Here is a 23,100-nt window from a genome sequence, read left to right on the forward strand (position 1 = left end):
ACCGGGAGCACCGGGAGCACCGGGAGCACCGGGAGCACCGGGAGCACCGGGAGCACCGGGAGCACCGGGAGCACCGGGAGCACCGGGAGCACCGGGAGCACCGGGAGTGTGTCACGGGTTCGTACGCGCCGTGCGGAGCCGCTCCTGCGGGCTCGCGCGCGCCGGAGGCGGGGCGAAGCGGCCGCGTATACGGGCCCGGGGGCAAGCCCCCGGAAGAACAACCGACCCCCACCCCCACCAGCCCCCGGCAGGGTTTCGGGAAGGGGCGGGGTGGGGGAAGACCCCCCGCCCTACGCCCGCCGCATCCGCGCCGCCCGAGCCACCGCCACCACCGCCTTCTCCAGCGCGTACTCCGGGTCGTCGCCCCCGCCCTTCACCCCCGCGTCCGCCTCCGCGACCGCCCGCAGCGCGAGCGACACCCCGTCCGGCGTCCAGCCCCGCATCTGCTGCCGCACCCGGTCGATCTTCCAGGGCGGCATCCCCAGCTCCCGCGCCAGGTCCGCGGGGCGCCCGCCCCGCGCCGAGGAGAGCTTGCCGATCGCCCGTACCCCCTGGGCCAGCGCACTGGTGATGAGCACGGGCGCGACCCCGGTCGAGAGCGACCAGCGCAGGGCCTCCAGGGCCTCCGCGGCCCGCCCCTCGACGGCGCGGTCCGCGACGTTGAAGGAGGAGGCCTCGGCGCGGCCCGTGTAGTACCGGCCGACGACGGCCTCGTCGATCGTCCCGTCCACGTCGGACGTGAGCTGCGAGACCGCCGACGCGAGCTCCCGCAGATCACTGCCGATGGAGTCCACGAGCGCCTGGCAGGCCTCGGGCGTGGCCGACCGTCCCAGTGTCCGGAACTCCTGCCGTACGAACGTCAGCCGCTCCGCCGGCTTGGTCGTCTTCGGGCAGGCGACCTCGCGGGCCCCCGCCTTGCGCGCCGCGTCGAGCAGCCCCTTGCCCTTGGCGCCGCCGGCGTGGAGCAGGACGAGCGAGATGTCCTCGATCGGGTCGTCCAGATACGCCTTGACGTCCTTGATCGTGTCGGCGGAGAGGTCCTGCGCGTTCCGCACGATCAGCACCTTGCGCTCGGCGAAGAGCGAGGGGCTGGTGAGCTCGGCCAGCGCACCGGGCTGGAGCTGTTCGGGGGCGAGGTCGCGCACGTCCGTGTCGGCGTCGGCGGCCCGGGCCGCCGCCACCACGTCCCGTACGGCACGGTCGAGGAGCAGGTCCTCCTGCCCCACGGCGAGCGTCACGGGGCCGAGGAGGTCGTCGGGGGAAGTCTTTCTGGTGGCCATCGCGATCCAGCATCCCACGGGCCACTGACACCACCGCCCGTACGGGGTACGAGAATGGCGGGGTGAGTGAACGACACGTACTGGTGCTCCCCGACCGCGACGCCGCCGAGGAGGTCGCCGGCGAGCTCCCGGACCGCTTCGGCCTGGCCGAGGAACCGCAGCTCGTGCGGGACGCCCTGGCCGGGGAGGACGACGCCGAGGACGCGCAGTGGCTGGTGGTCGTCGAGGACCCGGACGCCCGCCTCGACCCGGCGGCCCTCGACGCGCTGGCCGCCGAGTACGAGGGCTGGCTGGAGGCCCCTTAGGACCTCCCCTCAGGGCCTCCCCTCAGGAGCACCGGCGAGGAGCACCCCTCAGGAGGAGCACCCCGCAGGACCACCCCCAGGGAGCACTCCTCAGGAACGCCCCGCCTTCGGAACGATCTGGATGTCGAGGTCGATGCTGATGCTGGACCCGACGGCCGCGATCCCCCGCGCGAGCAGCGTCTGCCAGGTGAGGGTGAAGTCCTCCCGGTGCAGCTCGGTCGTGGCCCGGCAGGCCCCCCGGGTCTCGCCCTCCAGACCGCTCCCGAGGCCGAGGTACTGGGTGTCCAGGGTCACCGTGCGACTCACCCCGTGGAGGGTGAGCGCCCCGGTGACGGCCCAGCGGCTGCCGCCCCGGTGGGTGAAGCGCTCGCTGTAGAACTCCAGCGTCGGGTGGACCCCGACGTCGAGGAAGTCGCCGGAGCGCAGGTGGTCGTCGCGCATCTGCACCCCGGTGTCGATGGAGGCCGCGTCGATGACGACGTGCATCGCGGACTGCTCCATGCGCTCGGCGATCCGCACCGCGCCCGCGAAGCCGTTGAACCGTCCGTGGATCCGGGCGAGGCCGATGTGCCGCGCGGTGAAGCCGATCTGCGAATGCGTGGGGTCGATCTCCCACTCCCCCGGCTCCGGGAGCTGCGGCGGGGGCGCGATCTGCAGCAGGACGTCGCCGAGGCCGTGGTGCTCGCCCCGGGCCACGACGGCGCTTCCGTGGTAGGGCGTGTAGCCCTCGGAGGTGACGGCGACCCGGTACTCGCCGGCCGGCACGGTCGCGAGGACCGTGCCGTACGGGTCGGTCTCCCCGCCCAGGACCTTGCGGCCCGCCGTGTCGCTGACGACGAACTCGGCCTGCCGGACGGGTTCGTGCACGGGGTCGAGCACCCGGCAGCTGAGCACTCCCGCCGAGGACGGGACCGCGAGGCCGGCGAGCGGCCCGCCGCGCGCGGCTCCGCCCGCACGCTTCCCGAAGAGACGATCGAACATTCTTCACGCACCCCCGTGCGACTCATTCACTATGCAACGAAGTCGCATTCGATCACCATTGAGGTGTTCGAGGCAAACGAGGCGAGTGGGGGCAAGTGTTACCGAGGGTCCGAATTGGGGCTTCCGTCGTGGCCGACGGCGCGCACGGACGGCAGCACGTCGAGCTCGATGCCGAACAGCTCCCGGTACGCGCTCCTCACCTCGTCCTCGCCGTCGAGGATCCGCCTCTCGTTCGCCTCCGGCGCGGGTGATGAGTTTCGGCGCGCTGAGCGTGATCCGGCCGTCCTCGGTGAGCCGCGAGCAGATGAGCGACCGCGGGAAGTGCGAGTCGGGCGAGGTCTGGTGGTACCAGGCACCCGCGGTGAAGTCGGCGAGCTCCCGCGGCCGCGGCTCCAGCCGGTACTGGGGCTTCCCGTCCCGCAGCACGTCCAGATCGCCGTCCGCCGCCTCCGTGATCCGGAAGACCCCGCCCGGGTCCACCTGGTCGTCGCGGGCGTCGAAGGCCAGCGGGTGGTGACTGTGGTCGCCGAACCCGACGTCGGCCAGCCACCGCTCCCCCTCCGCCGTCTCCACGAGCAGCGCCATGTGGTCGTACGGGATGCCCGGCGTCCCGTCCGGCCCGATCACCCGCGCCTGGAGCAGCGAGACCCGGCACCCGAGCTCCCGCAGCAGCACGGCGAACGCCGTGTTGAGCTCGTAGCAGAACCCGCCCCTGCGGGCCCCGACCACCTTGTCGAGCAGCGCCTTCTCGTCCAGCACGACGGGCTCGCCGAGGTGGAGGGAGAGGTTCTCGAAGGGCACGGTCCGCAGGTGGAGCAGGTGCAGCTCGCGCAGCGCGGCGCTGTCCGCGCGTGCGGGCCGCCGGGCGCCGATGCGGCGCAGATAGGCGTCGATGGTGGCGGGTTCATATGTGGTCATACGGGCAGTCTGCCTTCCGTCGATCCGGTTCTCTCGTCGGTTCCCCCGCCGGACTCCGACTCCCCCTCCCTCGCGGGAAGTTCCCGCATCCTGGCGAGCGGCGAGGGCAGCAGCCAGAGCACGGCGAGGGCGGCGCCGACGGTGGCGATCCACAGCGTGGGGCGCAGCCCGACGGCGGTGCCCAGCAGGCCGCCGGCGAGCGCGCCGAGCGGACGGAAACCGTGGTTGAGGGTGCGGTACGCGCCCATGACCCTCGCCCGTACGGCGTCGGGTATCAACGCCATCTGGAACGACCCCGCGGCGACGTCCACGATCATCACCCCGGCGCAGGAGAGGAACTCCGCGACGAAGAGCACGCCCACCACCAGCGGGAGCGGCCCGCCCGCGAGGGGCACCAGGAGCAGCGGCGCCGTGAAGCCGACGAAGCCGGCGACGAGCGAGCCGCCGATCCCGACCCGTCGGACGACCGCCCCGCTCACCATCGCCCCGAGGAGGCCTCCGACGGCTCCGGCGGCGAGCATGAGGCCGAGCAGGCCCGCGTCGATGCCGAGTTCGGTGGTCGCGTAGAGGACGAAGAGGGTGTGGAACATGAGGTTGAAGAACTGGACCGTGCCGGAGGCGGCGAAGAGCGCGCGCATGGAGGGCTCCCGAAACACCCAGCGCAGCCCCTCGGTGAAGTGCCCCTTGGCCACGGGCGCGGGGGCGGGTTCGGCCGGCTTGATCCGGGCCAGGTAGCCGGCCGAGACCAGATAGGTGACGGCGTCGGCGACCAGCGCGAACGGCGCGGTCAGGAACTGCACCAGCAGGCCCCCGACACCGGGTCCCGCGAGCCAGGCCATCGAACGGCTCCCGTTGACAAGAGAGTTCGCCTGGACGTACCGATCGGTGGGGACGAGCGCGACGAACAGCGTGGCGTTGCACACCTCGAAGAGCACGGTGAGCGCGCCGATCCCGAAGGCCACCGCGTAGAGCTGCCCGAGCGTGAGCGCGTCCATCGCGTAGGCGACGGGAAGGGTCAGTACCAGCGCCGCCCGCCCGATGTCGGCCGCGATCATGGCGCGTCTACGGCTCGTCTGCCGGTCGGCCCAGGCGCCGAGCGGCAGGTTGAGCAGCAGCGCGGGCAGCAGCTCGGCGGTCTTGAGCAGGCCCATCGCCGCGGCGTCCGCGCCGAGGGCCAGGACGGCCGCGAGGGGGATCGCGATGAGCGAGATCTGGTCCCCGGCGAGCGAGATGGTCTGTCCGGTCCAGTACCGGCGGAAGGTCCGCTCGCGCAGCAGCGCCGGTATGCGTTCCACGAGGGCCATCTCGTTCACTCCTCTTCGCTGTCGGGGATGTCCTGGTCCAGGTAGGCGATCCGCAGGATGCTGACGGGCCGTGCGCCCTCCGGCCTGAGGGAGGGGTCCGACGTGCGCGCCTCGTAGGGCCGGAGCAGCTCGCCGATCCGCCGGCGGAGGCCGGTCAGCTCCTCGGGCGTGAGGTGGAGCAGGGAGTCGCCGAACTCCTCGGCCTCCTGCCACTCCCTCGGCAACCGGTGCCGGTTCTCCATGGCCCGGGTGACCCGCTCGAAGTAGCGCTCGGCGACGGCGGTGCTGAGCGCGTCGGCCGCCTCGGCGACCGCCGCGTCCTCGCTGTACTCGGGCCACTCCGTGTAGCGGGCCGTGGCCTGCCAGGGCTTCTCCCGCCCCCGCCCGCCGGGCGCCTCCTCCACCAGTCCGTACTTGGCGAGTATCCGCAGGTGGTAGGAGCAGCTGGCCACGGATTCGCCGGTCAGCTCGGCGGCCCGGGTGGCGGTGAAGGGCCCGCTGCTGCGCAGCAGCCCCACCAGCGACATCCGCAGCGGATGGGCATAGGCCCGCAGGGCGCGCGGGTCGGTGAGTCGGATACTGCGGGGCTGCTCGTCCCCGGGCTGCGGTGTGCTGGTCTCCGGCATGATGAAAAGGTATCTATAGAAAGACTTCTTTACAAGCACTTCTTTACAAGCCTCCTCCGCGCCCTCACCCCCCTCCCGGTACCGCCACGAGCCCCCGCCCCGCACCCACCACTGCCACGGCTCCGTCCCGGTCGGTCCGCAGCACCCGCGCGCCACCCGCCCGCAGCGCCTCCAGCGTCAGGGCCGAGGGATGGCCGTACGGGTTGTCGCGCCCCGTCGACACCAGCGCGAGCCTCGGCCGCACGGCCCGTATCAGGCCCGGGTCCTGATACGCCGAACCGTGATGAGCGACCTTGAGCACGTCCACCGGCCCCAACTCCGGGTGAGCCCGCGCCAACGCCCGCTGAGCCGGCGGCTCCAGGTCCCCGAGCAGCAGCAGACTCACCCCTCCCCCGGCGCGGACGAGCAAGGTGACACTGGCGTCGTTGGGCCCCCCGACGCCCCCCTCGGCACCGCCCCACGGCCACAGCACCCGCCACTCCAGGGCCCCGACCCTCCGCCGCTCACCCGCCGCGGCCCGCACCAGCGGAACGCCCGCGGCGGCCGCCGTCCGCCGCACGAACGCGGCCTGCGCGGGCGGCTCTTCGAGCCCCGTGGTCTGGATCGCCCCCACCGCCCTCCCCCTCAACACGCCGGGAAGTCCGGCCACATGGTCGGCGTGGAAGTGGGTGAGCACCAGCAACGGCACCCGCCGCACCCCGAGTTCGGTCAGACAGCGGTCGACCGGTACGGGGTCGGGACCCGCGTCCACCACCACGGCGGAGTCCCCGCCCGCGGCGAGCACCATCGCGTCCCCCTGCCCCACCTGACACATCGCGAGCACCCAGCCGGGCGGCGGCCACCCCGTCACCCACCGGGCCAGCGGCACCGGCCGCACCACCGCGAGCAGCAGCAGCCCGGCGAGGACCGCACCGACCACACCCCGGTACGGCATCCTCCGCGCCCCGAGGACCACCAGCGCCGTGAGCAGCGCCAGGGCGAGACCGCCCCACCACCCGCCGGGCCACGCCACCTCGGCCCCCGGCAGGTCGGCGCCGGTACGGGCCACCCGGGCGATCCACCCGGCCGGCCATCCCGCCACCCGTGCGAGGACCTCGGCCGCGGGCATCCAGACCGCCGCCAGGGCGAGCGTGGCGAACCCGCACACCGTCGCCGGCGCCACCGCGAGCTCCGCCAGAAGGTTCGCCGGGACCGACACGAGACTGACCCGCCCGGCGAACACCACGACGACGGGCGCGCACACCGCCTGCGCCGCCAGGGCCGCGCCCAGGGCCTCGGCCAACCTGTCCGGAACCCTGCGCCGGCGCAGGGCATCGCTCCAGCGCGGGGCGATCGTCAGCAGCGCCCCGGTCGCCAGGACCGAGAGGAGGAAGCCGAAACTCCGCGCGAGCCACGGGTCGTACAACACGAGGAGGAGCACGGCCGCCGCCAGTGCGGGGATCAGCGATCTCCGGCGTCCGGTCCCGATCGCGAGCAGGGCCACCAGCCCGCAGGCCGCCGCGCGCAGCACGCTCGGATCGGGCCGGCAGACGATCACGAAGGCGAGCGTCAGCCCTCCCCCGGCCACCGCCGTGACCCGCAGCGACAGCCCGAGCCGTGGCGCGAGCCCGCCCCGCTCCACCTGGTGCGCCCGCCCGGGCCGCCCGATGAGCAGGAGCAGGACGACGGTGAGGTTGCTTCCCGAGACCGCCAGGAGATGGGTCAGGTCCGTCGCCTCGAACGCCTCCCGCAGCTCGGGGCCGACCCGGGAGGTGTCCCCGACGACCAGCCCGGGCAGCAGGGCCCGCGCGTCAGGAGCGAGCCCCTCGGTCGCCCTCCGCAGCCCGGAGCGGAGCTCCCCCGCCGTCCGTTGCACCGCGCTCGGCGGTCCGACGATCAGCGGTGGTCCCGCTCCGTCGACCTTGAGCACGGCCGCGAAGGGCTCACCGGGCCGCAGCGGCGGCGCGAGCCGGGCACCGACCCGCAGCCGGGTGGTGGGCAGGAGCCGCAGCCACTCCTCCCGGCCGTCCCCGGAGGGCACGATCAGGAGGACCGGCGCCCGGGTCCGGTGCACCGAACCGTCCGGCCGCTCGACCCGGGTCACCTCCCCGTCCAGGACGATGGCGACCGGCGCCATCGCGTTGCCCCGGACCTTGGGCCGGGTGAGCCGCGGATCGGAGGTCACCGCCACCTCCAGCCGGGCCCGCGCGTACTCCCGCGCCAGTTCCGGCACCGGCCCCCGCCGGAGATCCGCCGCGTGCAGCCCCGCCGACGCGGCCCCGACCGCCGCGCAGAGCAGCACCCCGGCCCACGCGGTCGCCCGCAACCGCCACCCGGCGGTGCTCCCCGGCACCACGGCTGCCGTGCTCCCCGGCACCGCGGCTCCAGGACCGTCCCCCGGGTCGCCTCGCCCCCGGGCCCGCCCCCGCGTCAACAGGACCAGGGCCGCCGCCACGCAGACCACGACACCGGCCACCGTCCACCACCCGGTGGCGCCCACGGCCCAGGCCGCCGCCGCCCAGGCCGCCACCGCGAGAGGAACGAGCCGGAGATCGACCGGTCCCTCCCACAGGGCCGACGCCCCCGCGCCCGTCTCCTCACCGAGCGCCCCGTCGACGGCCTCCTCGTGCTTCACGGCCGGACCAGCGGTTCGAGATCGGCGAACCTGCGCTCACCGATGCCGTCGACCTCGCGCAGCTCCCCCACCGACCGGAAGCCGCCGTGCTCCGTCCGGTGGTCGACGATGTGCTGCGCGAGCACGGGGCCGACACCCGGGAGGCCGTCGAGCTGCTCCGCCGTGGCCGTACTGAGGCTCAGCGGAACCCCCGGCGCGCCGCCCCCCGAACCACCGCCCGGACCGGATCCCCCTGCCGGGGACCCCGGCGCCCCCGGCACCCCGACCAGCACCTGCTCGCCGTCGAAGAGCACGCGGGCCCGGTTGACCCCGGTGAGATCGGCGCCCGGCTCCGCCCCGCCCGCCGCCCGCAGGGCGTCCGCCACCCGCGAACCCGCCGGCAGGGTCAGCACCCCCGGCCTGCGCACCTTGCCGCCGATGTCCACGACGACCAGCGCCCCGGCGGAAGCCCCCGCACCCGGCCCTCCCGGCACCCCGGCACCCGCTCCCGCTCCCGAACCGGCTCCCGAACCGGCTCCCGGCGCGGGCACGGCGGTCTCGGGGGCGACGGGCGCCGCGGCACGGACGAGCTCCGGAGCGCGCACCGCCTCGGGCCTGCCGGTCCAGAAGTACGCGCCCGCGACGACCGCGGCGACGAGCAGGACCACCGTCAGCGCCCCGAGCGCCCTCGGCTCCAGCCCGCACCTGGTCTGCACCCACACCGGGGTGCGGTCACGGAGCAGGGCGGCCAGCCGCTCCCGTACACCTGGAGGGGAGCCACGCTCCGGCGCCTCCGGTAGCTCCCGCCGGACCTCCGGCGCGCGCACCGGGGGCGGTACGACAGGCGGCACCGGCGGAGCCGCGGTCGGGAACAGGGCGTCCCCCCGCCTCCGTACAGCCCCTCCCGGCGCCAACGCGGCCCTCACGACCCGGGCGCGCCTCCGGGCCCGCCCGTGGGGCGAGCCGCGCCCTCCTGGCCGGCCGCGCCCGTCCGAACCGGGCGCGCGTCCCGGCCCGCTCGTCGGGCCGCCCGGCGTGCCCGAGGTCCTGGGGGTGGTCGATGCGATGCGTGAACGAAGAGTCATGTCCGTGACGGTAGGAGTCACGGAAGGCCCGTGCGGAGCTCATCCGTCTTCCGTGGACAGCCGCTCCTCTGTGGAAAACTCCCTCACCCGCGAGAGGGATGGCAGGGCTCGCGCGGGGGGCCCGGCACCCTCAGTGCGGCGAGACGACGACCGCGAGCAGCCCAGGTCCCGTGTGGGCGCCGATGACCGCACCCACCTCGCTGACCTCGAGTTCCTCGACTCCCGGCAGACGCTCTCGGAGCCGGTCGGCGAGCGCGGCGGCCCGCTCCGGTGCGGAGAGGTGGTGCACGGCGATGTCGACGGAACCGGAGCCGGCCCGCTCCACGGCGATCTCCTCCAGGCGCGCGATCGCCTTCGAGGCCGTCCGTACCTTCTCGCGCAGTTCGATCCGCCCGCCGTCGAGTTCGAGGAGCGGCTTGACCGCCAGCGCGGAGCCGAGCAGTGCCTGCGCGGCGCCGATGCGTCCGCCCCTGCGCAGGTAGTCCAGGGTGTCGACGTAGAAGTAGGCGGAGGTGCCCGCGGCCCGCTTCTCGGCCGCGGCGACCGCCTCGTCGAGGGAGCCGTCCGCCTCCGCGACCCGAGCCGCCGCGAGCGCGCAGAAGCCGAGCGCCATGCCGACCATGCGGGTGTCCACCACCCGTACGGGCACGGGGGCGTCCTTGGCCGCGAGCACGGCGGCGTCGTAGGTCCCGGAGACCTCGGCGGACAGGTGCAGCGAGACGACGCCCCGCGCACCCGCCGCGGCGGCCTCGCGGTAGGCCTCGGCGAAGACCTCGGGGCTCGGGCGGGACGTGGTGACGGGCCGGCGCTTCTGGAGGGCCTCGGCCAGGGCCTTCGCCGAGATCTCGGTGCCCTCCTCGAGTGCGCGGTCGCCGATGACGACGGTCAGCGGGACCGTGGTGATCGCGTGCCGCTCCCTCGTCTGGCGTGGCAGGTAGGCCGTGGAATCGGTGACGATCGCGACATGCCGGGACATGAGCGGGAGGTTACCCGCCGAGGCCTTCGCACGGCAGCCCGGCCCCCCACCGGGGCGCCTTCGAGCCCCACCGCGCCTTCGCGTGGGGCGGCAGGGTCAGGTGCTGGTCTCGGGGCGGGCCGACTTCTCCCAGGGGTAGACGGTCCGGCGCGGGTCGGGCCCGGTGATCGCGGACGGCTCTCCACCGGCTCCCGGACCGGTCTGGCCCGCGGGCCGGGCGGGCGGTGCCCATCCGTCCGCAGTCGCCGCGTCCGGCGCCCCGGCACCGCTTGTCCGGGCGGCCGTCCCCGGCGTGGTCTCGGGTCCCGTCCAATGACGCAGGGCGCCCGCCTCGACGTCGATCTGCGCGCTGAGCGAGGACAGGTCGTCCTCCGCGAACTTCAGCGCCCGGTCCCGCGCGGCGCGGCGCAGCGCGTCGGCCGAGCCCGTGATCCGCTCGGTCCGCGCGGCGAGCTCGGGCAGTTGGCCGGCCACCCACGCCCGGTCGGGCTCGCGCTCCAGTCGCTTGAGGTCCGCGTCCAGTTCGAGCCCGTGGGCGCTGAGCCGGTGGAACAGGTCGAGCGACTCCTTGAGCGAGGCGTCCTCGCCGACGCCCGCCTGGAGCGCCTCCTGCGTGGCGCGCATCGAGGTGCGCAGCGAGAGCCGCAGCCGGGCCAGCTCGCCGGCGGCCCCGACCTGGCCGATGCTCTTGGCCCGCAGCGTGGTGTCCTCGACCGTGCGCCGGGCCTGGTCGATGGTGCGGTCCACCCCGCGCTTGGCGGCCTTCGCGACCTTCACGGTGACGAACACCCCGAGCGCCACGAACGACAAGAAGAGCAGGGCCATGATCGTGATAATCGTGGCTTCCATGGGTGCCCCTCCGACCTCGACTGTTGTTCTTCCACGGTAAACGGAAGGGGCAGGCCGACGGTTCCCTTCGAACCCTCAACCTGCCCCCAGCCTCCCCCTAGGGGAAGGACGCGAACCGTGGTCGGCGCGGCGGTCAGCCGGCGACGATGTTGACCAGCTTCGGCGCGCGCACGATCACCTTGCGGATCTGCGCGTCACCCAGCGCCGCGACGACGTGCGGGTCGGCCAGCGCCAGCGTCTCCAGCTCGGCGTCCGTGATCGACGGGGAGACCTCCAGGCGGGCCCTGACCTTGCCCTTGATCTGCACGACGCAGGTCACGGTCTCGTCGACGACGTACGCCGGGTCGGCGACCGGGAAGTCCTGGTGGACGACCGACTCGGTGTGGCCCAGCCGGCGCCACAGCTCTTCGGCGATGTGCGGGGCCAGCGGGGCGACCAGCAGCACCAGCTGCTCGGCGACCGGCCGGGAGATCGCGCCACCGGACTTGGTCAGGTGGTTGTTCAGCTCGGTGATCTTCGCGATGGCGGTGTTGAAGCGCATCGCCGCCATGTCCTGGGAGACACCGTCGATCGCCTTGTGCAGGGCGCGCAGCGTGTCCTCGTCGGCCGCCGTGTCGACCACCGTGACCTCACCGGTCGCCTCGTCGACGATGTTGCGCCACAGGCGCTGCAGCAGGCGGTACTGGCCGACCACCGCGCGCGTGTCCCAGGGGCGCGAGACGTCCAGCGGGCCCATCGCCATCTCGTACAGGCGCAGGGTGTCGGCACCGTACTCGGAGCAGATCTCGTCCGGCGTGACCGCGTTCTTCAGCGACTTGCCCATCTTGCCCAGGACGCGGCTGACCTTCTCGCCCTGGTACCAGAAGCCGCCGTCCCGCTCCTCGACCTCGGCGGCCGGCACGGCGATGCCGCGCGCGTCGCGGTAGACGAAGGCCTGGATCATGCCCTGGTTGTAGAGCTTGTGGAACGGCTCGGCCGAGGAGATGTGGCCCAGGTCGAACAGCATCTTGGACCAGAAGCGCGCGTACAGCAGGTGCAGCACGGCGTGCTCGGCGCCGCCGACGTACAGGTCGACGCCACCGGTCGGCATGCCCTCGCGGGGGCCCATCCAGTACTGCTCGACGGCCGGGTCGACCAGCTTCTCGGCGTTGTGCGGGTCCAGGTAGCGCAGCTCGTACCAGCAGGAGCCGGCCCAGTTGGGCATGGTGTTGGTCTCGCGCCGGTAGCGGCGGGGGCCGGAGCCGTCGCCCAGGTCCAGGGTGACGTTGACCCAGTCCTCGTTGCGGGAGAGCGGGGTCTCCGGCTGGGTGTCCGCGTCGTCGGGGTCGAAGGTGCGCGGCGAGTAGTCCTCGACCTCCGGCAGCTCCAGGGGCAGCATCGACTCGGGCAGCGAGTGGGCGACGCCGTCCTCGTCGTAGACGATCGGGAAGGGCTCGCCCCAGTACCGCTGGCGGCTGAAGAGCCAGTCACGCAGGCGGAAGTTGACGGTGCCCTCGCCGATGCCGCGGTCGGCCAGCCAGGCGGTGATCTTCGCCTTGGCGTCGACGACGCCCAGGCCGTCCAGGGAGATCTCGTCGTTGGCCGAGCCGACCAGCTTCGCCTCGTAGGAGGAGAAGGCGTCGTCCCAGGTCGACGGGTCGGTGCCGCGGTCGTCGCTCGGCTGGACGACGCAGCGCATCGGCAGCTCGAAGGCGCGCGCGAAGGCGAAGTCGCGGCTGTCGTGCGCCGGGACGGCCATGATCGCGCCGGTGCCGTAGCCCATCAGGACGTAGTCGGCGATGAAGACGGGGACCTTCTGGCCGCTGACCGGGTTGGTCGCGTAGGCGCCGGTGAAGACACCGGTCTTGTCCTTGGCCTCGGCCTGGCGCTCGACGTCGGACTTGGAGGCGGCCTGCTTGCGGTAGGCGTCGACGGCCTCGGAGGGGGTGGCGTGACCGCCGGTCCACACCGCGTGGGTGCCGTCGGGCCAGGCGGCCGGGACGATCTTCTCGACCAGATCGTGCTCGGGCGCCAGGACCATGTAGGTGGCGCCGAACAGCGTGTCCTGGCGGGTGGTGAAGACGGTGATGGCTCCGGTGTCGCCGACCTGGAAGTCGACGCGGGCGCCCTCGGAGCGGCCGATCCAGTTGCGCTGCTGCAGCTTGATGGCCTCGGGCCAGTCCAGTGCGTCCAGGTCGTCGAGCAGGCGGTCCGCGTAGGCGGTGATCCGCATGTTCCACTGGCGCAGCTTGGCCTTGAAGACGGGGAAGTTGCCGCGCTCGGAGCGGCCGTCGGCGGTGACCTCCTCGTTGGCCAGGACGGTGCCCAGGCCGGGGCACCAGTTGACGGGCGCGTCGGAGGCGTACGCCAGGCGGTACTCGCCCAGGACGTCGGAGCGCTCGGCGGCGCTCAGCTCGCTCCACGCGCGCGTGCCGGGGACCTCACGCGTGCCGTTCTCGAACTGCTCGATCAGCTCCGCGATGGGCCGGGCCTTGGCGGCCTCGTCGTCGTACCAGGAGTTGAAGATCTGCAGGAAGATCCACTGGGTCCACTTGTAGTAGTCCGGGTCGATCGTGGCGAACGACCGGCGCTTGTCGTGGCCCAGGCCCAGCCGGCGCAGCTGGACCTTCATGTTCTCCATGTTGGCCTCGGTGGACACACGCGGGTGCGTGCCCGTCTGCACGGCGTACTGCTCGGCCGGCAGGCCGAAGGCGTCGAAGCCCAGGGTGTGCAGCACGTTGTGGCCGGTCATGCGCGCGTGGCGGGCGAAGACGTCCGTGGCGATGTAGCCGAGCGGGTGGCCGACGTGCAGGCCCGCACCCGAGGGGTACGGGAACATGTCCATGATGAACTTCTTGGGGAGGGCGGCGACCGCGGGGTCGCCCGCCAGGTCACCGGTGGGGTTCGGCGCCTCGTAGGTGCCCTCGGCGTCCCAGAAGTCCTGCCAGCGTGCCTCGATGTCGGCGGCCATGGCCGACGTGTAGCGATGAGGGGCCGCCGTCTCGGCGGCCGTCGTGATCTCGGTCATGGTCCTTGATGCTCCATCGATCGTCTCTGCCCACTGCCACGAACTGCCCGAAATGAAAAATCCCCTCGCACAGGAGGGGATGCCGCGCCGACTCCGACGGGATGTCTGTCATCCGTCGGGACTGGTCAGCGCGGCTCGGTAAGCAGGAGGCGTACGGCACGCATGGCGCCAGGGTACCGCAGGGCCCGAGCGGGCCGCACCGGCGTTCCGCGGAGCGGAAGGGGTTCCGGGCGGTGGAGGCGGTCGTGGAAACGACGAATCCCGCCCCCTGCCGGGGACGGGATTCGGTGACTGTGGAGCTAAGGAGAATTGAACTCCTGACCTCCTGCATGCCATGCAGGCGCTCTACCAACTGAGCTATAGCCCCGTACGCGGGAATGTTCAGATTTCCGCAGAACCGGCACGAGCCATCCGATGCGGATGGCTCGGTTCCGTTCTGTGGAGCTAAGGAGAATTGAACTCCTGACCTCCTGCATGCCATGCAGGCGCTCTACCAACTGAGCTATAGCCCCTTGATTGTCGTCCCGGCTTCGATCTCGCTCGCGGCGACGGACAGAACAGTAACGGCCCGCGCGGCAGATCGCCAAATCGGTTTGCCCGCCCCGCGCGGGCCCCCGGGTAGGGTCGCCGACTGTGTCCGTCTCCGTGCTCTCCAAAACCCGCGCCCGGCCGTGGCCCCTGGCCACCGCCGCGGCGGTCTGTCTGCTCTCGTTCGCGGCCTTCTGGGTGGCGCAACGCCTCGCCCACGTGAACATGCTCGACGTGATGGTCTACCGGGCCGAGGGCGAGACGGTCCGGGCGGGCGGCGATCTGTACGCGATGCGCGCCACCTCGGCGAACCTCGGCATGACCTACCCGCCCTTCGCGGCCCTGCTGTTCGTCCCGCTGACCCTGGTCGGCGTCCCCCTGATGCGCACGCTCACCACCGCGGGGAACCTGCTCCTGGTGGTCGCCCTGGTGCAGCTGTCGGTCCAGCTGGTCCGTCCCACGCTCTCCCGTGCGGATCTGTGGCGCACGACGTTCTGGGTCGCCGCCGTCGTGGTCTGGTGCGAGCCGGTGTGGACGACCCTGCGGTACGGCCAGATCAACCTGCTCATAGCGGTGGCGGTGCTCTGGGACCTCACCCGGCGCGAGGGCAGCCGCTGGGCCGGGCTCGGCATCGGCCTGGCGACCGCGGTGAAGCTCACACCGGGACTGTTCGTCGTGCTGCTGTTCGCCGCCGGTCTGCTGCTGTGGCGCCGGGACCGGCGCATGAACCAGTGGCTGCGAACGGCGCTGACGGCGACCGGGGTGTTCCTCGCGACCACGCTGGCCGTGGCGATCGCGCTGCCGGCGGACTCGAAGCGGTTCTGGACGGAGACCCTGTTCGAGACCGGCCGGGTCGGCTTCGCCGAGGAGACCGCCAACCAGTCGATCCGCGGGGTCCTGGCCCGGCTGATGCACACGGACGACCCGGGCATGTGGTGGGCGGTGGCTGCGGCCGTCCTGGGCGGCGCCGCGATGGTGCTCGCGGTACGGGCCGCGGTGCGCGGCGACAAGGCGGTGGCCGTGGTCGTCTGCGCGTTCACGGCGCTGATGATCAGCCCGATCTCCTGGTCCCACCACTGGGTCTGGTGCGTGCCGCTGCTGATCCTGCTCGCGGACCGCTCCACGCGCGCGTGGCCGGTGACGGGAGCCGTGGCGCTGGCCTTCGCCTCGTTCGCGCTGTGGTGGGTCCCGCACGACCCGGGCCGCCCCGAACTGGACCAGAACGCGGGCCAGATGATGTTGTCGGCGATCTATCCGCTGACGGCGACGGCACTGCTCGTGGGCTACGCGCTGACCCTGCGGACCACCGGCCGGGCGAAGGACCTCGGGCCGGACGAAGGACGCCGGGCCGTGGCGAACGACCTCGGGGAGGACGAAGGACTCCGGGCCGGGGCCGTCGGGCGGGACGAGGCGCGTCAGGCCGTGGCGAAGGAGTAGAACCGCTTGAGGGTGCAGTGCTCGTCGAGGAGCCGGCCGTAGATCGGCTCCCCCTCCAGCTCGCGGTACGTCTCGATGGGGTCGCCTTTTATGATCAGCGCCCGCGCGCACTCCTCGCACCAGTACTGGAACCCGGGGTTGACGGGATCCATGTCGCGCACGATGGGCGTACCGCTGCCGCACCAGTCGCACTTCCGCCTGTGTGCACCCATGAATCAGCTCCAGCTGTGGCCGCAGGCCGTGCACCCATAGGACACCCTGCCGTGGTCGCCGAGCACTTGGGTCACCCTCCCGTCCGGATCCTGTCCCCCTCCGGCCGTCCGATTCTGCCATGGCCCCGCAAGGGGGGTCAGCGCGATCGTCGCGGCAGTCCCGCGAGGGCGCCGACGACGGAGGCCGCGGCCAGGGCCAGCAGGGTCACCCACAGCGCGTCGGCGGAGTCCTGAGCTCCGGAACCCGTGTACCGGCCGAGGAAGAGCGTGCCGAACGACGCGACGCCGACGAGCTGCCCGAGCTGGGTGACGGTGGCGAGCAGTCCGCTGGCGTCGGCGGCGTCCTCGGGCCGTACGGTGGCCAGCGCACCGGTCAGGGCCGGGCTGAAGGCCAGTGAGATCCCGGCGCCGAGCACGCCCAGGGCCGGGTAGAGCCCCCATCCGCCGGTACCGCCGTCCCCGAGCAGCGCTCCGACGGCGAGCGCTCCCGCGGCCGCGAGCAGGAAGCCGCCCGGGACCAGCGCGCGGTGCAGCCGGACCGGCCAGCGCCGCCAGGTCAGACCGACGACGCCGAAGACGACCGCGGCGGGACCGAAGGTCAGTCCGGCGCGCAGGGCGCTGTGGCCGAGCCCGCCCTGCAGGTGCAGGGTGAGGGTGAACAGGAATCCGGCGTTGACGCCCATCGCCACGGAGATCCAGAGGACGGCCCGCCCCATCCCGGGGACGCGCAGCACGCGCGGGGCGATCAGCGGGGCGCCACCGCGCCGGGCGAGCCGGGACTCGTACCCGCCGAAGACGGCGGCGAGCACCAGCGAGCCGCCCAGGGAGAGCCAGGACCACAGCGGCCAGTCCTCCTCCTGGCCGAGCACCAGGGGGACCGTCAGCAGGGACACGGCGGCGCCGAGCAGCAGCAGACCCGGCAGGTCGAGGGCACGCGCACGCGGGGAGCCGGTGCGGGCGTCCCGGGGCAGCACCCGGGCGCCGAGGGCGAGCAGGGCGGCGCCGATGGGGACGTTGACCAGGAAGACCGGCCGCCAGCCGGTGCCGAAGAGATCGGCGCTCACCAGGACGCCGCCGACGACCTGGCCGGCGGCCGCGCCGGTGGCGAGGACCGCGGAGTAGGCGCTGAGGGCCCGGACCCGGCCCTCGCCCGTGAAGTTGCGCTGGATGAGGCTCAGCACCTGGGGGATCATCAGGGCCGAGCCCGCGCCCTGCACCAGCCGGAAGGCGATCAACTGACCGGCGTCGGCGGCGAGTCCGCAGGCGAGGGAGGCCGCGGTGAACAGCGCGAGCCCCGCGAGGTACGCCCTGCGGTGGCCGAGCAGGTCGCCGAGGCGGGCTCCGGTGATGAGCAACACGGCGTAGCTGATGGTGTATCCGGCGATGACGAGCTGGAGCGCACCGCCGGACGCGGCGAGTTCGGTCCGGATGGTGGGGGCGGCGACGTTGACGATGAAGACGTCGAGGAGTGCCATGAACTGGGCGGCGAGCACGACTCCGAGGAGCAGGCCCGGGCGGTTGTCGGTGCCACGGTCTTTACTGAGGGTGGGACGTGTCGCGGTCGAGGTCATGCGCCGAGCGTGACCGCGATCGGATACGGGTAACGAGAGCCCGCCGATGCTGGTACTGACACCACCTGGCAGCGGCGGCACGGGGACTCGACCATGGGGGCGTGACGATCGTGGCAGCACTACCGACACAGCGGCGGCGACGGCCGGAGCTGGCCGCCTTCCTGCGCAGCCGCCGCGCGAGGGTGACCCCGGAGGACGTGGGCATGGCGCCGGGGCTCCGCCGCCGCACCCCGGGACTGCGCCGCGAGGAGGTCGCGCAGCTCTCGGGCGTCGGTGTCACCTGGTACACCTGGCTGGAGCAGGGACGGCCGATCAACGCCTCCGCGCAGGTCCTCGACGCGGTGGCCCGCACCCTCCGGCTGGACCGGCCGGAGCGCGAGCACCTCTACCACCTCGCCGAAGTGCCGTACGCCCCGGACCGGTCGGCCGCGGACATCCCGGAGGTCAGCCCGGAGATCCAGGGGATCCTCGACGCCCTGCGCCCGCTCCCGGCGGTGCTCTACAACGCGCGGTACGACGTGCTCGCGACCAACGCCGTGTACGAGCGGCTCCTGATGCAGGACGGACCGGGCCTGGACACCGGGCCGTACGGCGTGCGCAACGTGCTCTGGGCGCTCTTCAGCCTCCCGGGGCCCAAGTGCCCCATCGTCGACCGGAAGCGGGAGCTGCCCCTGATGGTGGCCCAGCTGCGGGGCGCGTACGGCCATCACGTGGGCGAGCCCGAGTGGGAGGAGTTCGTACGGCGCCTCGCGGCGAACAGCACGGAGTTCGCCCGGCTCTGGCGCAGCGGTGACGTGATCCCCCCGGGGACCCGGGTGAAGGTCTTCCGGCACGACCTGGTGGGCGAGATCAGGCTGATCTCGGTCTCCCTCTCGGTCAACGGGATGCCGGAGTGCCGGATCGTGACGTACACGCCGACGGACGAGGAGAGCCGGGAGGCGATCGAGATCCTGAACCGGACGAAGGCGCCGGGCTGAGGGGGCGGCAGCGTACGGGACCCGCGGAAAGCCCAGGAAGCGACGAGGTGCGGGACCTGCGGCGGGCTCAGGGAGCGGCGAGCGGAACGACCCGCCGGGGATACGACGAATCCCGCCCCCTGCTGGGGACGGGATTCGGTGACTGTGGAGCTAAGGAGAATTGAACTCCTGACCTCCTGCATGCCATGCAGGCGCTCTACCAACTGAGCTATAGCCCCTCGTGTTCTTCGCGCTCCGCGCTGCGAACAAGAAGAACTTTAGCCTGTGACCTGCCGGAAAGTGAAATCCGGGCCCGGCAGGCCGGTCGGGGGCTCAGTCGTCGTCGCCGAGGACCGGCTCGGGCAGCGTGCCCGCGTTGTGCTCCAGCAGACGCCAGCCGCGGGCGCCCTCACCGAGCACCGACCAGCAGCAGTTGGAGAGCCCGCCCAGGCTCTCCCAGTGCTGGGCCTCCAGGCCGAGGAGCCGGCCGATGGTGGTACGGATGGTGCCGCCGTGGCTGACCACGACGAGCGTGCCGTCCTGCGGAAGCTTGTCGGCGTGCTCCAGGACCACCGGGGCGGCCCGGTCGGCCACCTCGGTCTCGAGCTCTCCGCCGCCGCGGCGCACGGGCTCGCCGCGCTTCCAGGCGGCGTACTGCTCGCCGTACCGCGCGACGATCTCGTCGTGGGTCAGTCCCTGCCACTCCCCCGCGTACGTCTCGCGCAGGGCGGAGTCGTGCGCGACGGAGTGACCGGTGAGCGCGGCGAGCTCGGCGGCGGTGGCCGCCGCCCGCTTCAGGTCGGAGGCCACGATGGCGTCCGGCCGGAGCGCGGCGAGCAGCCGGGCCGCCCTGCGCGCCTGGCCGACGCCGGTCTCCGTCAGCTCGATGTCGGTCGAGCCCTGGAAACGGCGCTCCAGGTTCCACGAGGTCTGGCCGTGACGCCAGAGGACGATGCGGCGGCCGCTGCCGCCCTGGGTGGTGGTGCTCAGCTCAGCTCACCGTCCGGTCCCTCGGGAAGGCCGGAGCCGGCCTCGATGTCGGCGCCCGTCAGCGCGGCGTGCTCGGCGGCCTTGCCCCGGGTGTTCAGGGCGTCCTCGGGCAGGTCGAGCTCGGGGCAGTCCTTCCACAGCCGCTCCAGAGCGTAGAAGACCCGCTCCTCGCTGTGCTGGACGTGGACGACGATGTCGACGTAGTCCAGGAGGATCCAGCGCGCGTCGCGGTCGCCCTCACGGCGGACCGGCTTGGCGCCGAGCTCCTTCTGCAGCCGCTCCTCGATCTCGTCGACGATCGACTTGACCTGGCGGTCGTTGGGCGCGGAGGCGAGCAGGAAGGCGTCGGTGATCGACAGCACGTCGCTGACGTCGTACGCGATGATGTCGTGCGCGAGCCGGTCGGCGGCCGCCTGTGCGGCGGTCTTGACGAGCTCGATGGAACGGTCCGTGGCGGTCACAAGCAGGCTTTCGTCGGCGGTCCAGTACCCCTCCAGGGTCTCACGGACCGCCGACGGCCCTGTCGGCGTTTTCCAGGGCGCCCCTTACCGGGCTCCCGGAGCCTTGTAGTCCCGGCCCAGGACCACGGTGACGGCGATCGTTCCCGAGGGCTTGCCCTTCGCCACCGCGCCGGCGGGGAGGCCCAGCGTCTTGGCCACCTCGGTCGCCGTCGCCTTCTGGGCGTCGTCGCCGTAGAGGACCTGCGACTCCTCCCTGGCCGGCGCGTCGGCGCCGCCGACGAAGGCGAAGCCGCCGTTGATCAGGGCGATGCGGGCGGCCTCGCCCGACTTCTTGCCGGATCCGTCCCGGACCGAGACCCGCGGCACCTCGCCCGCCTCGGGGGCGGTGACCTTGCCGCCCAGGATGTCCTTGACCACGCTGTCGCTCGCCTCCTCGGTCAGGGCGCCGTCCTGGCCCACCGGGAGCAGGGCCGTCTTGTAGTCGCCGATCTTGGCGTGCTCGGCGAGCTTGGCCAGCGAGGCGGCGAGGTCCTTCTCCGGGAGCGAGGGGTCGAGGATCTGCTGGAGGGTCTCGATGGTGAGCGTGGCCGACGCGGGGTCGCTGGAGAACTTGCGCAGCACCCCGTACATGACCTGGCCGAAGCGCTGGAGCTGCGCGGCCTCGGCCTCGCCGGGCGCCCGGTAGGTGGCGTAGGCGACGGCGGCGCGGCCGTTCAGCGTCTGCTTCTCGCCCTTCCGGACGAGCGGGTCGGCGCCCTTCCGGGTGTCGGGGACGTCCGTGTCGGTGTCGATCTCGATGCCGCTGACGGACTCGACGAGGTTCTCCAGGTACGGGCTGTCCAGCCGCCAGGTGCCGGCGATCTTCGTCCCGAGCAGGTTCCCGATCGCCTCCCGGGTGCCGCTGGAGCCGTCCTCGTCGACGGACTTCCCGAGGGTGGTCCCGGAGCCCTCGGCGTCGGCGACGACGACCGCGTTGGGGAGGAGGACCGTGGTGCCCTGGCGGGTGGTCGTGTTGTCCACGAGCAGGGCGGTGGAGGTGTTGCCGTTCTTGAGGTCGTGCAGGTGGACGACGATCGTGTCGCGCTGCTGCGGTCCCGTCGCCGCGGCCCCGCCCTTCGCCTCCGGGTCGGACGAGCCGGGGAGCAGGCCCGCGGACCAGAGGTAGCCGACGCCTCCGGCGACGGCGAGCACGAGGACGACGACGAGCGCGACGATCCGGTTGCGGCCGCGCCGCCTGGCCTCCTCGCGCCGCTCCGAACGGCTCTCGGTGAACTTGAGCCAGTCGATGACGTCCTCGGAGTCCTCGTCGGGCTCCTCGATGAACGAGAACTGCTCGGTGCGGTACGCGGGGTCGTCCTCGTCCCGCCGCGGCGCGGCGGGACGCTCGGACGCGGGGCGCTGGCCGGGGACTCCGGCCGGCGCCGCGACCGGGGCGGCCTGGGCCGCGGGGGCCGGCGCCGCGGCCTGTGCGGGAGCCTGGAGGGGCGGCTGGACCGGCTGCTGGACCGGAGCGGGCACGGCCTCGGCCGGGGCGGCCCACCGCTGTCCGGTGTCGTAGGAGGGGTAGGCGTAGCCCTGCCCGCCGTAGGAGTCGTACTGCGCGGGCGGGACGGGCTGCTGGGCGCTCGGCTGCTGGTGGGCGTACGGGTCGTAGCCGTACGCCTGCTGCTCCTGCTGCTGTCCGCCGTACGGGTCGTAGTACGGCGCGGGCGCCTGCTGCTGTGCCTGTTGCTGCGCCTGCGGCTGCTGGTACACCGGCTGCCCGTACTCGTCGTAGCCGATGATCTGCGGCTGCGGATGGTACGGGTCGTACGGGTGCTGCTGATCGTTCACCGGTGCCCCTCCCCGAGGCTCACTCGCCGCGGTACAACTGGCGCTTGTCGATGTAGCGCACCACGCCGTCCGGGACCAGGTACCAGACGGGATCGCCCTGCGCGACCCTCACCCGGCAGTCGGTGGAGGAGATGGCGAGCGCGGGGATCTCGACGAGGGAGACGCCGCCCTTGGGCAGCCCGTCGTCGGTCAGGTCGTGGCCCGGGCGGGTGACGCCGATGAAGTGGGCGAGCGAGAAGAGCTCCTCGGCGTCGCGCCAGGTGAGGATCTGCGACAGCGCGTCGGCCCCGGTGATGAAGAACAGGTCCGAGTCGCTGTTGCGGGACGCCAGGTCACGCAGGGTGTCGATGGTGTACGTCGCACCGCCGCGGTCGATGTCGATCCGGCTCACGGAGAACTGCGGGTTGGACGCCGTGGCGATGACCGTCATCAGATAGCGGTCCTCGGCCGCGGAGACGACCTTGTGGCTCTTCTGCCACGGCTCCCCGGTCGGTACGAACACCACCTCGTCCAGGTGGAACAGGGCGGCGACCTCGCTGGCCGCCACCAGGTGTCCGTGGTGGATCGGGTCGAAGGTTCCGCCCATCACGCCGAGTCGGCGCTTCCCGCGCCCGCCAGTAGGCACTTCCTGCTCTCCCATGCGTGCAGAGCCTACTGGCACGGCGCCGGACGCCGGATCAGCGGTATCCGGTTCAGCGGTCGCGGTTGAAGCGGGTGGTGATCCACAGCAGCAGAAGCAGGACGCCGAAGGCACCGAAGCCGGTGAGGTAGGGGCTGAGGCTTTCGTGGTTGCCGCCGTGCTCGGACCCCTCGGCGAGGGTCACCAGGTGGGCGGCGGTGCTGTGGAGGCTCATCTTCGACAGACCTATCGATCGGGGATGGGAGCGGAGACTTCGCGCACATCGTATGCGGGCGGTCGCGGCGCGCTCACGCCGACTCAGGCGTTGGCGTCACGGCCCGTGTCGCCGTCGCCGCCGTCGCCTTCGTCGGTGCGGTATCCGCGGAGCAGGAACCAGGCGAGCAGGGCCCCGCCCACGATCGAGACGAGCAGCAGGATCCGGAGCGTGTCGCCCAGCCCCTGCTGTGCGGCGGCGAGCAGTTCGGTGGCGTCGGCGGTGTCCGGCATGTCGGTCGTGCCCTTCGGTCGTCCTTGGTGCCCCAGTTATCCACAGGCCCCGCCACACGGTA

At 72.8% G+C, this 23,100-nt stretch carries 20 protein-coding genes, 3 tRNA genes and 1 pseudogene; 3 read left to right on the plus strand and 21 right to left on the minus strand.

What is annotated here, in order from left to right:
- Positions 1-290: 290 nt before the first annotated feature.
- The gene (holA, locus tag ACFV2S_RS03385) at positions 291-1,280 is read right to left on the minus strand and encodes a DNA polymerase III subunit delta (RefSeq protein ID WP_383797020.1); all 990 of its coding nucleotides are present in this window, start codon (positions 1,278-1,280) and stop codon (positions 291-293) included.
- A gap of 62 nt (positions 1,281-1,342) precedes the next feature.
- Here holA and ACFV2S_RS03390 point away from each other — a divergent pair, with 62 nt between their 5' ends.
- A complete protein-coding gene (locus tag ACFV2S_RS03390; RefSeq protein WP_086828707.1) occupies positions 1,343-1,585 on the plus strand; it encodes a hypothetical protein in 243 nt (80 codons plus the stop codon).
- Between the two features lie 90 nt (positions 1,586-1,675).
- Here the strand turns inward: ACFV2S_RS03390 and ACFV2S_RS03395 are convergent, their stop codons facing one another.
- From ACFV2S_RS03395 to ACFV2S_RS03445, 11 genes and pseudogenes are all read right to left on the minus strand, one after another.
- Positions 1,676-2,566, minus strand: a complete 891-nt coding sequence (locus tag ACFV2S_RS03395) for a YceI family protein (protein WP_385553815.1) — start codon at positions 2,564-2,566, stop codon at positions 1,676-1,678.
- Positions 2,567-2,664: 98 nt separating this feature from the next.
- A pseudogene (locus ACFV2S_RS03400) lies at positions 2,665-3,484 on the minus strand (arylamine N-acetyltransferase).
- Positions 3,481-4,788 carry an MFS transporter gene (locus ACFV2S_RS03405; protein ID WP_385553817.1) on the minus strand — a complete coding sequence of 436 codons (1,308 nt, stop codon included), beginning with the start codon at positions 4,786-4,788 and terminating at the stop codon, positions 3,481-3,483. The pseudogene ACFV2S_RS03400 and the gene ACFV2S_RS03405 overlap by 4 nt, the downstream one beginning before the upstream one ends.
- Before the next feature lie 5 nt (positions 4,789-4,793).
- Complete coding sequence (locus ACFV2S_RS03410; protein WP_385553818.1) at positions 4,794-5,414, minus strand: winged helix-turn-helix domain-containing protein; 621 nt, start codon at positions 5,412-5,414, stop codon at positions 4,794-4,796.
- A gap of 64 nt (positions 5,415-5,478) precedes the next feature.
- The gene (locus ACFV2S_RS03415) at positions 5,479-8,028 is read right to left on the minus strand and encodes a ComEC/Rec2 family competence protein (protein WP_385553820.1); all 2,550 of its coding nucleotides are present in this window, start codon (positions 8,026-8,028) and stop codon (positions 5,479-5,481) included.
- Positions 8,025-9,092: a helix-hairpin-helix domain-containing protein gene (locus tag ACFV2S_RS03420; RefSeq protein WP_385553823.1), complete on the minus strand. Its 1,068-nt coding sequence runs from the start codon at positions 9,090-9,092 to the stop codon at positions 8,025-8,027. The genes ACFV2S_RS03415 and ACFV2S_RS03420 overlap by 4 nt, the downstream gene beginning before the upstream one ends.
- 130 nt (positions 9,093-9,222) lie before the next feature.
- Positions 9,223-10,068 carry a DegV family protein gene (locus tag ACFV2S_RS03425; RefSeq protein WP_385553825.1) on the minus strand — a complete coding sequence of 282 codons (846 nt, stop codon included), beginning with the start codon at positions 10,066-10,068 and terminating at the stop codon, positions 9,223-9,225.
- Between the two features lie 96 nt (positions 10,069-10,164).
- Positions 10,165-10,917, minus strand: coding sequence for a hypothetical protein (locus tag ACFV2S_RS03430; protein ID WP_385553827.1), 753 nt, complete (start codon positions 10,915-10,917; stop codon positions 10,165-10,167).
- A gap of 133 nt (positions 10,918-11,050) precedes the next feature.
- On the minus strand, positions 11,051-13,924 hold the full coding sequence (gene leuS, locus ACFV2S_RS03435) for a leucine--tRNA ligase (protein ID WP_385553828.1): 2,874 nt from the start codon (positions 13,922-13,924) through the stop codon (positions 11,051-11,053).
- 294 nt (positions 13,925-14,218) lie between these two features.
- A tRNA-Ala gene (locus ACFV2S_RS03440) sits at positions 14,219-14,291 on the minus strand.
- Positions 14,292-14,363: 72 nt separating this feature from the next.
- A tRNA-Ala gene (locus tag ACFV2S_RS03445) sits at positions 14,364-14,436 on the minus strand.
- Between the two features lie 121 nt (positions 14,437-14,557).
- Between ACFV2S_RS03445 and ACFV2S_RS03450 the strand changes: the two genes are divergently transcribed.
- Positions 14,558-15,889 carry a glycosyltransferase 87 family protein gene (locus ACFV2S_RS03450; protein WP_385553831.1) on the plus strand — a complete coding sequence of 444 codons (1,332 nt, stop codon included), beginning with the start codon at positions 14,558-14,560 and terminating at the stop codon, positions 15,887-15,889.
- Here the strand turns inward: ACFV2S_RS03450 and ACFV2S_RS03455 are convergent.
- Both ACFV2S_RS03455 and ACFV2S_RS03460 read right to left on the minus strand, forming a co-directional pair.
- Positions 15,868-16,101: a hypothetical protein gene (locus ACFV2S_RS03455; protein WP_015033559.1), complete on the minus strand. Its 234-nt coding sequence runs from the start codon at positions 16,099-16,101 to the stop codon at positions 15,868-15,870. The genes ACFV2S_RS03450 and ACFV2S_RS03455 overlap by 22 nt on opposite strands.
- 137 nt (positions 16,102-16,238) lie before the next feature.
- A complete protein-coding gene (locus ACFV2S_RS03460) occupies positions 16,239-17,672 on the minus strand; it encodes an MFS transporter (protein WP_385553834.1) in 1,434 nt (477 codons plus the stop codon).
- 101 nt (positions 17,673-17,773) lie between these two features.
- Here ACFV2S_RS03460 and ACFV2S_RS03465 point away from each other — a divergent pair, with 101 nt between their 5' ends.
- Positions 17,774-18,649: a helix-turn-helix transcriptional regulator gene (locus ACFV2S_RS03465; protein WP_385553836.1), complete on the plus strand. Its 876-nt coding sequence runs from the start codon at positions 17,774-17,776 to the stop codon at positions 18,647-18,649.
- 145 nt (positions 18,650-18,794) lie between these two features.
- Here the strand turns inward: ACFV2S_RS03465 and ACFV2S_RS03470 are convergent.
- The 7 genes from ACFV2S_RS03470 to ACFV2S_RS03500 all read right to left on the minus strand — a co-directional run bounded on the left by ACFV2S_RS03470 (position 18,795) and on the right by ACFV2S_RS03500 (position 23,038).
- Positions 18,795-18,867: transfer RNA gene (locus tag ACFV2S_RS03470), tRNA-Ala, on the minus strand.
- A 94-nt stretch (positions 18,868-18,961) separates the two neighbouring features.
- Positions 18,962-19,618 carry a histidine phosphatase family protein gene (locus ACFV2S_RS03475; protein WP_385554366.1) on the minus strand — a complete coding sequence of 219 codons (657 nt, stop codon included), beginning with the start codon at positions 19,616-19,618 and terminating at the stop codon, positions 18,962-18,964.
- Positions 19,615-20,079 carry a ribosome silencing factor gene (gene rsfS, locus ACFV2S_RS03480; protein ID WP_383793065.1) on the minus strand — a complete coding sequence of 155 codons (465 nt, stop codon included), beginning with the start codon at positions 20,077-20,079 and terminating at the stop codon, positions 19,615-19,617. Before rsfS ends, ACFV2S_RS03475 begins: the two co-directional genes overlap by 4 nt.
- 84 nt (positions 20,080-20,163) lie before the next feature.
- A complete protein-coding gene (locus ACFV2S_RS03485) occupies positions 20,164-21,912 on the minus strand; it encodes an LCP family protein (protein WP_385553838.1) in 1,749 nt (582 codons plus the stop codon).
- A 19-nt stretch (positions 21,913-21,931) separates the two neighbouring features.
- Positions 21,932-22,552: a nicotinate-nucleotide adenylyltransferase gene (gene nadD, locus ACFV2S_RS03490; protein WP_383793059.1), complete on the minus strand. Its 621-nt coding sequence runs from the start codon at positions 22,550-22,552 to the stop codon at positions 21,932-21,934.
- A gap of 52 nt (positions 22,553-22,604) precedes the next feature.
- On the minus strand, positions 22,605-22,766 hold the full coding sequence (locus ACFV2S_RS03495; RefSeq protein ID WP_385553840.1) for a hypothetical protein: 162 nt from the start codon (positions 22,764-22,766) through the stop codon (positions 22,605-22,607).
- Between the two features lie 83 nt (positions 22,767-22,849).
- Positions 22,850-23,038: a hypothetical protein gene (locus tag ACFV2S_RS03500; protein ID WP_385553842.1), complete on the minus strand. Its 189-nt coding sequence runs from the start codon at positions 23,036-23,038 to the stop codon at positions 22,850-22,852.
- Positions 23,039-23,100 lie beyond the last annotated feature (62 nt).

It is taken from the genome of Streptomyces sp. NPDC059695 (genome assembly GCF_042733785.1).
Taxonomy (GTDB): Bacteria; Actinomycetota; Actinomycetes; order Streptomycetales; family Streptomycetaceae; genus Streptomyces.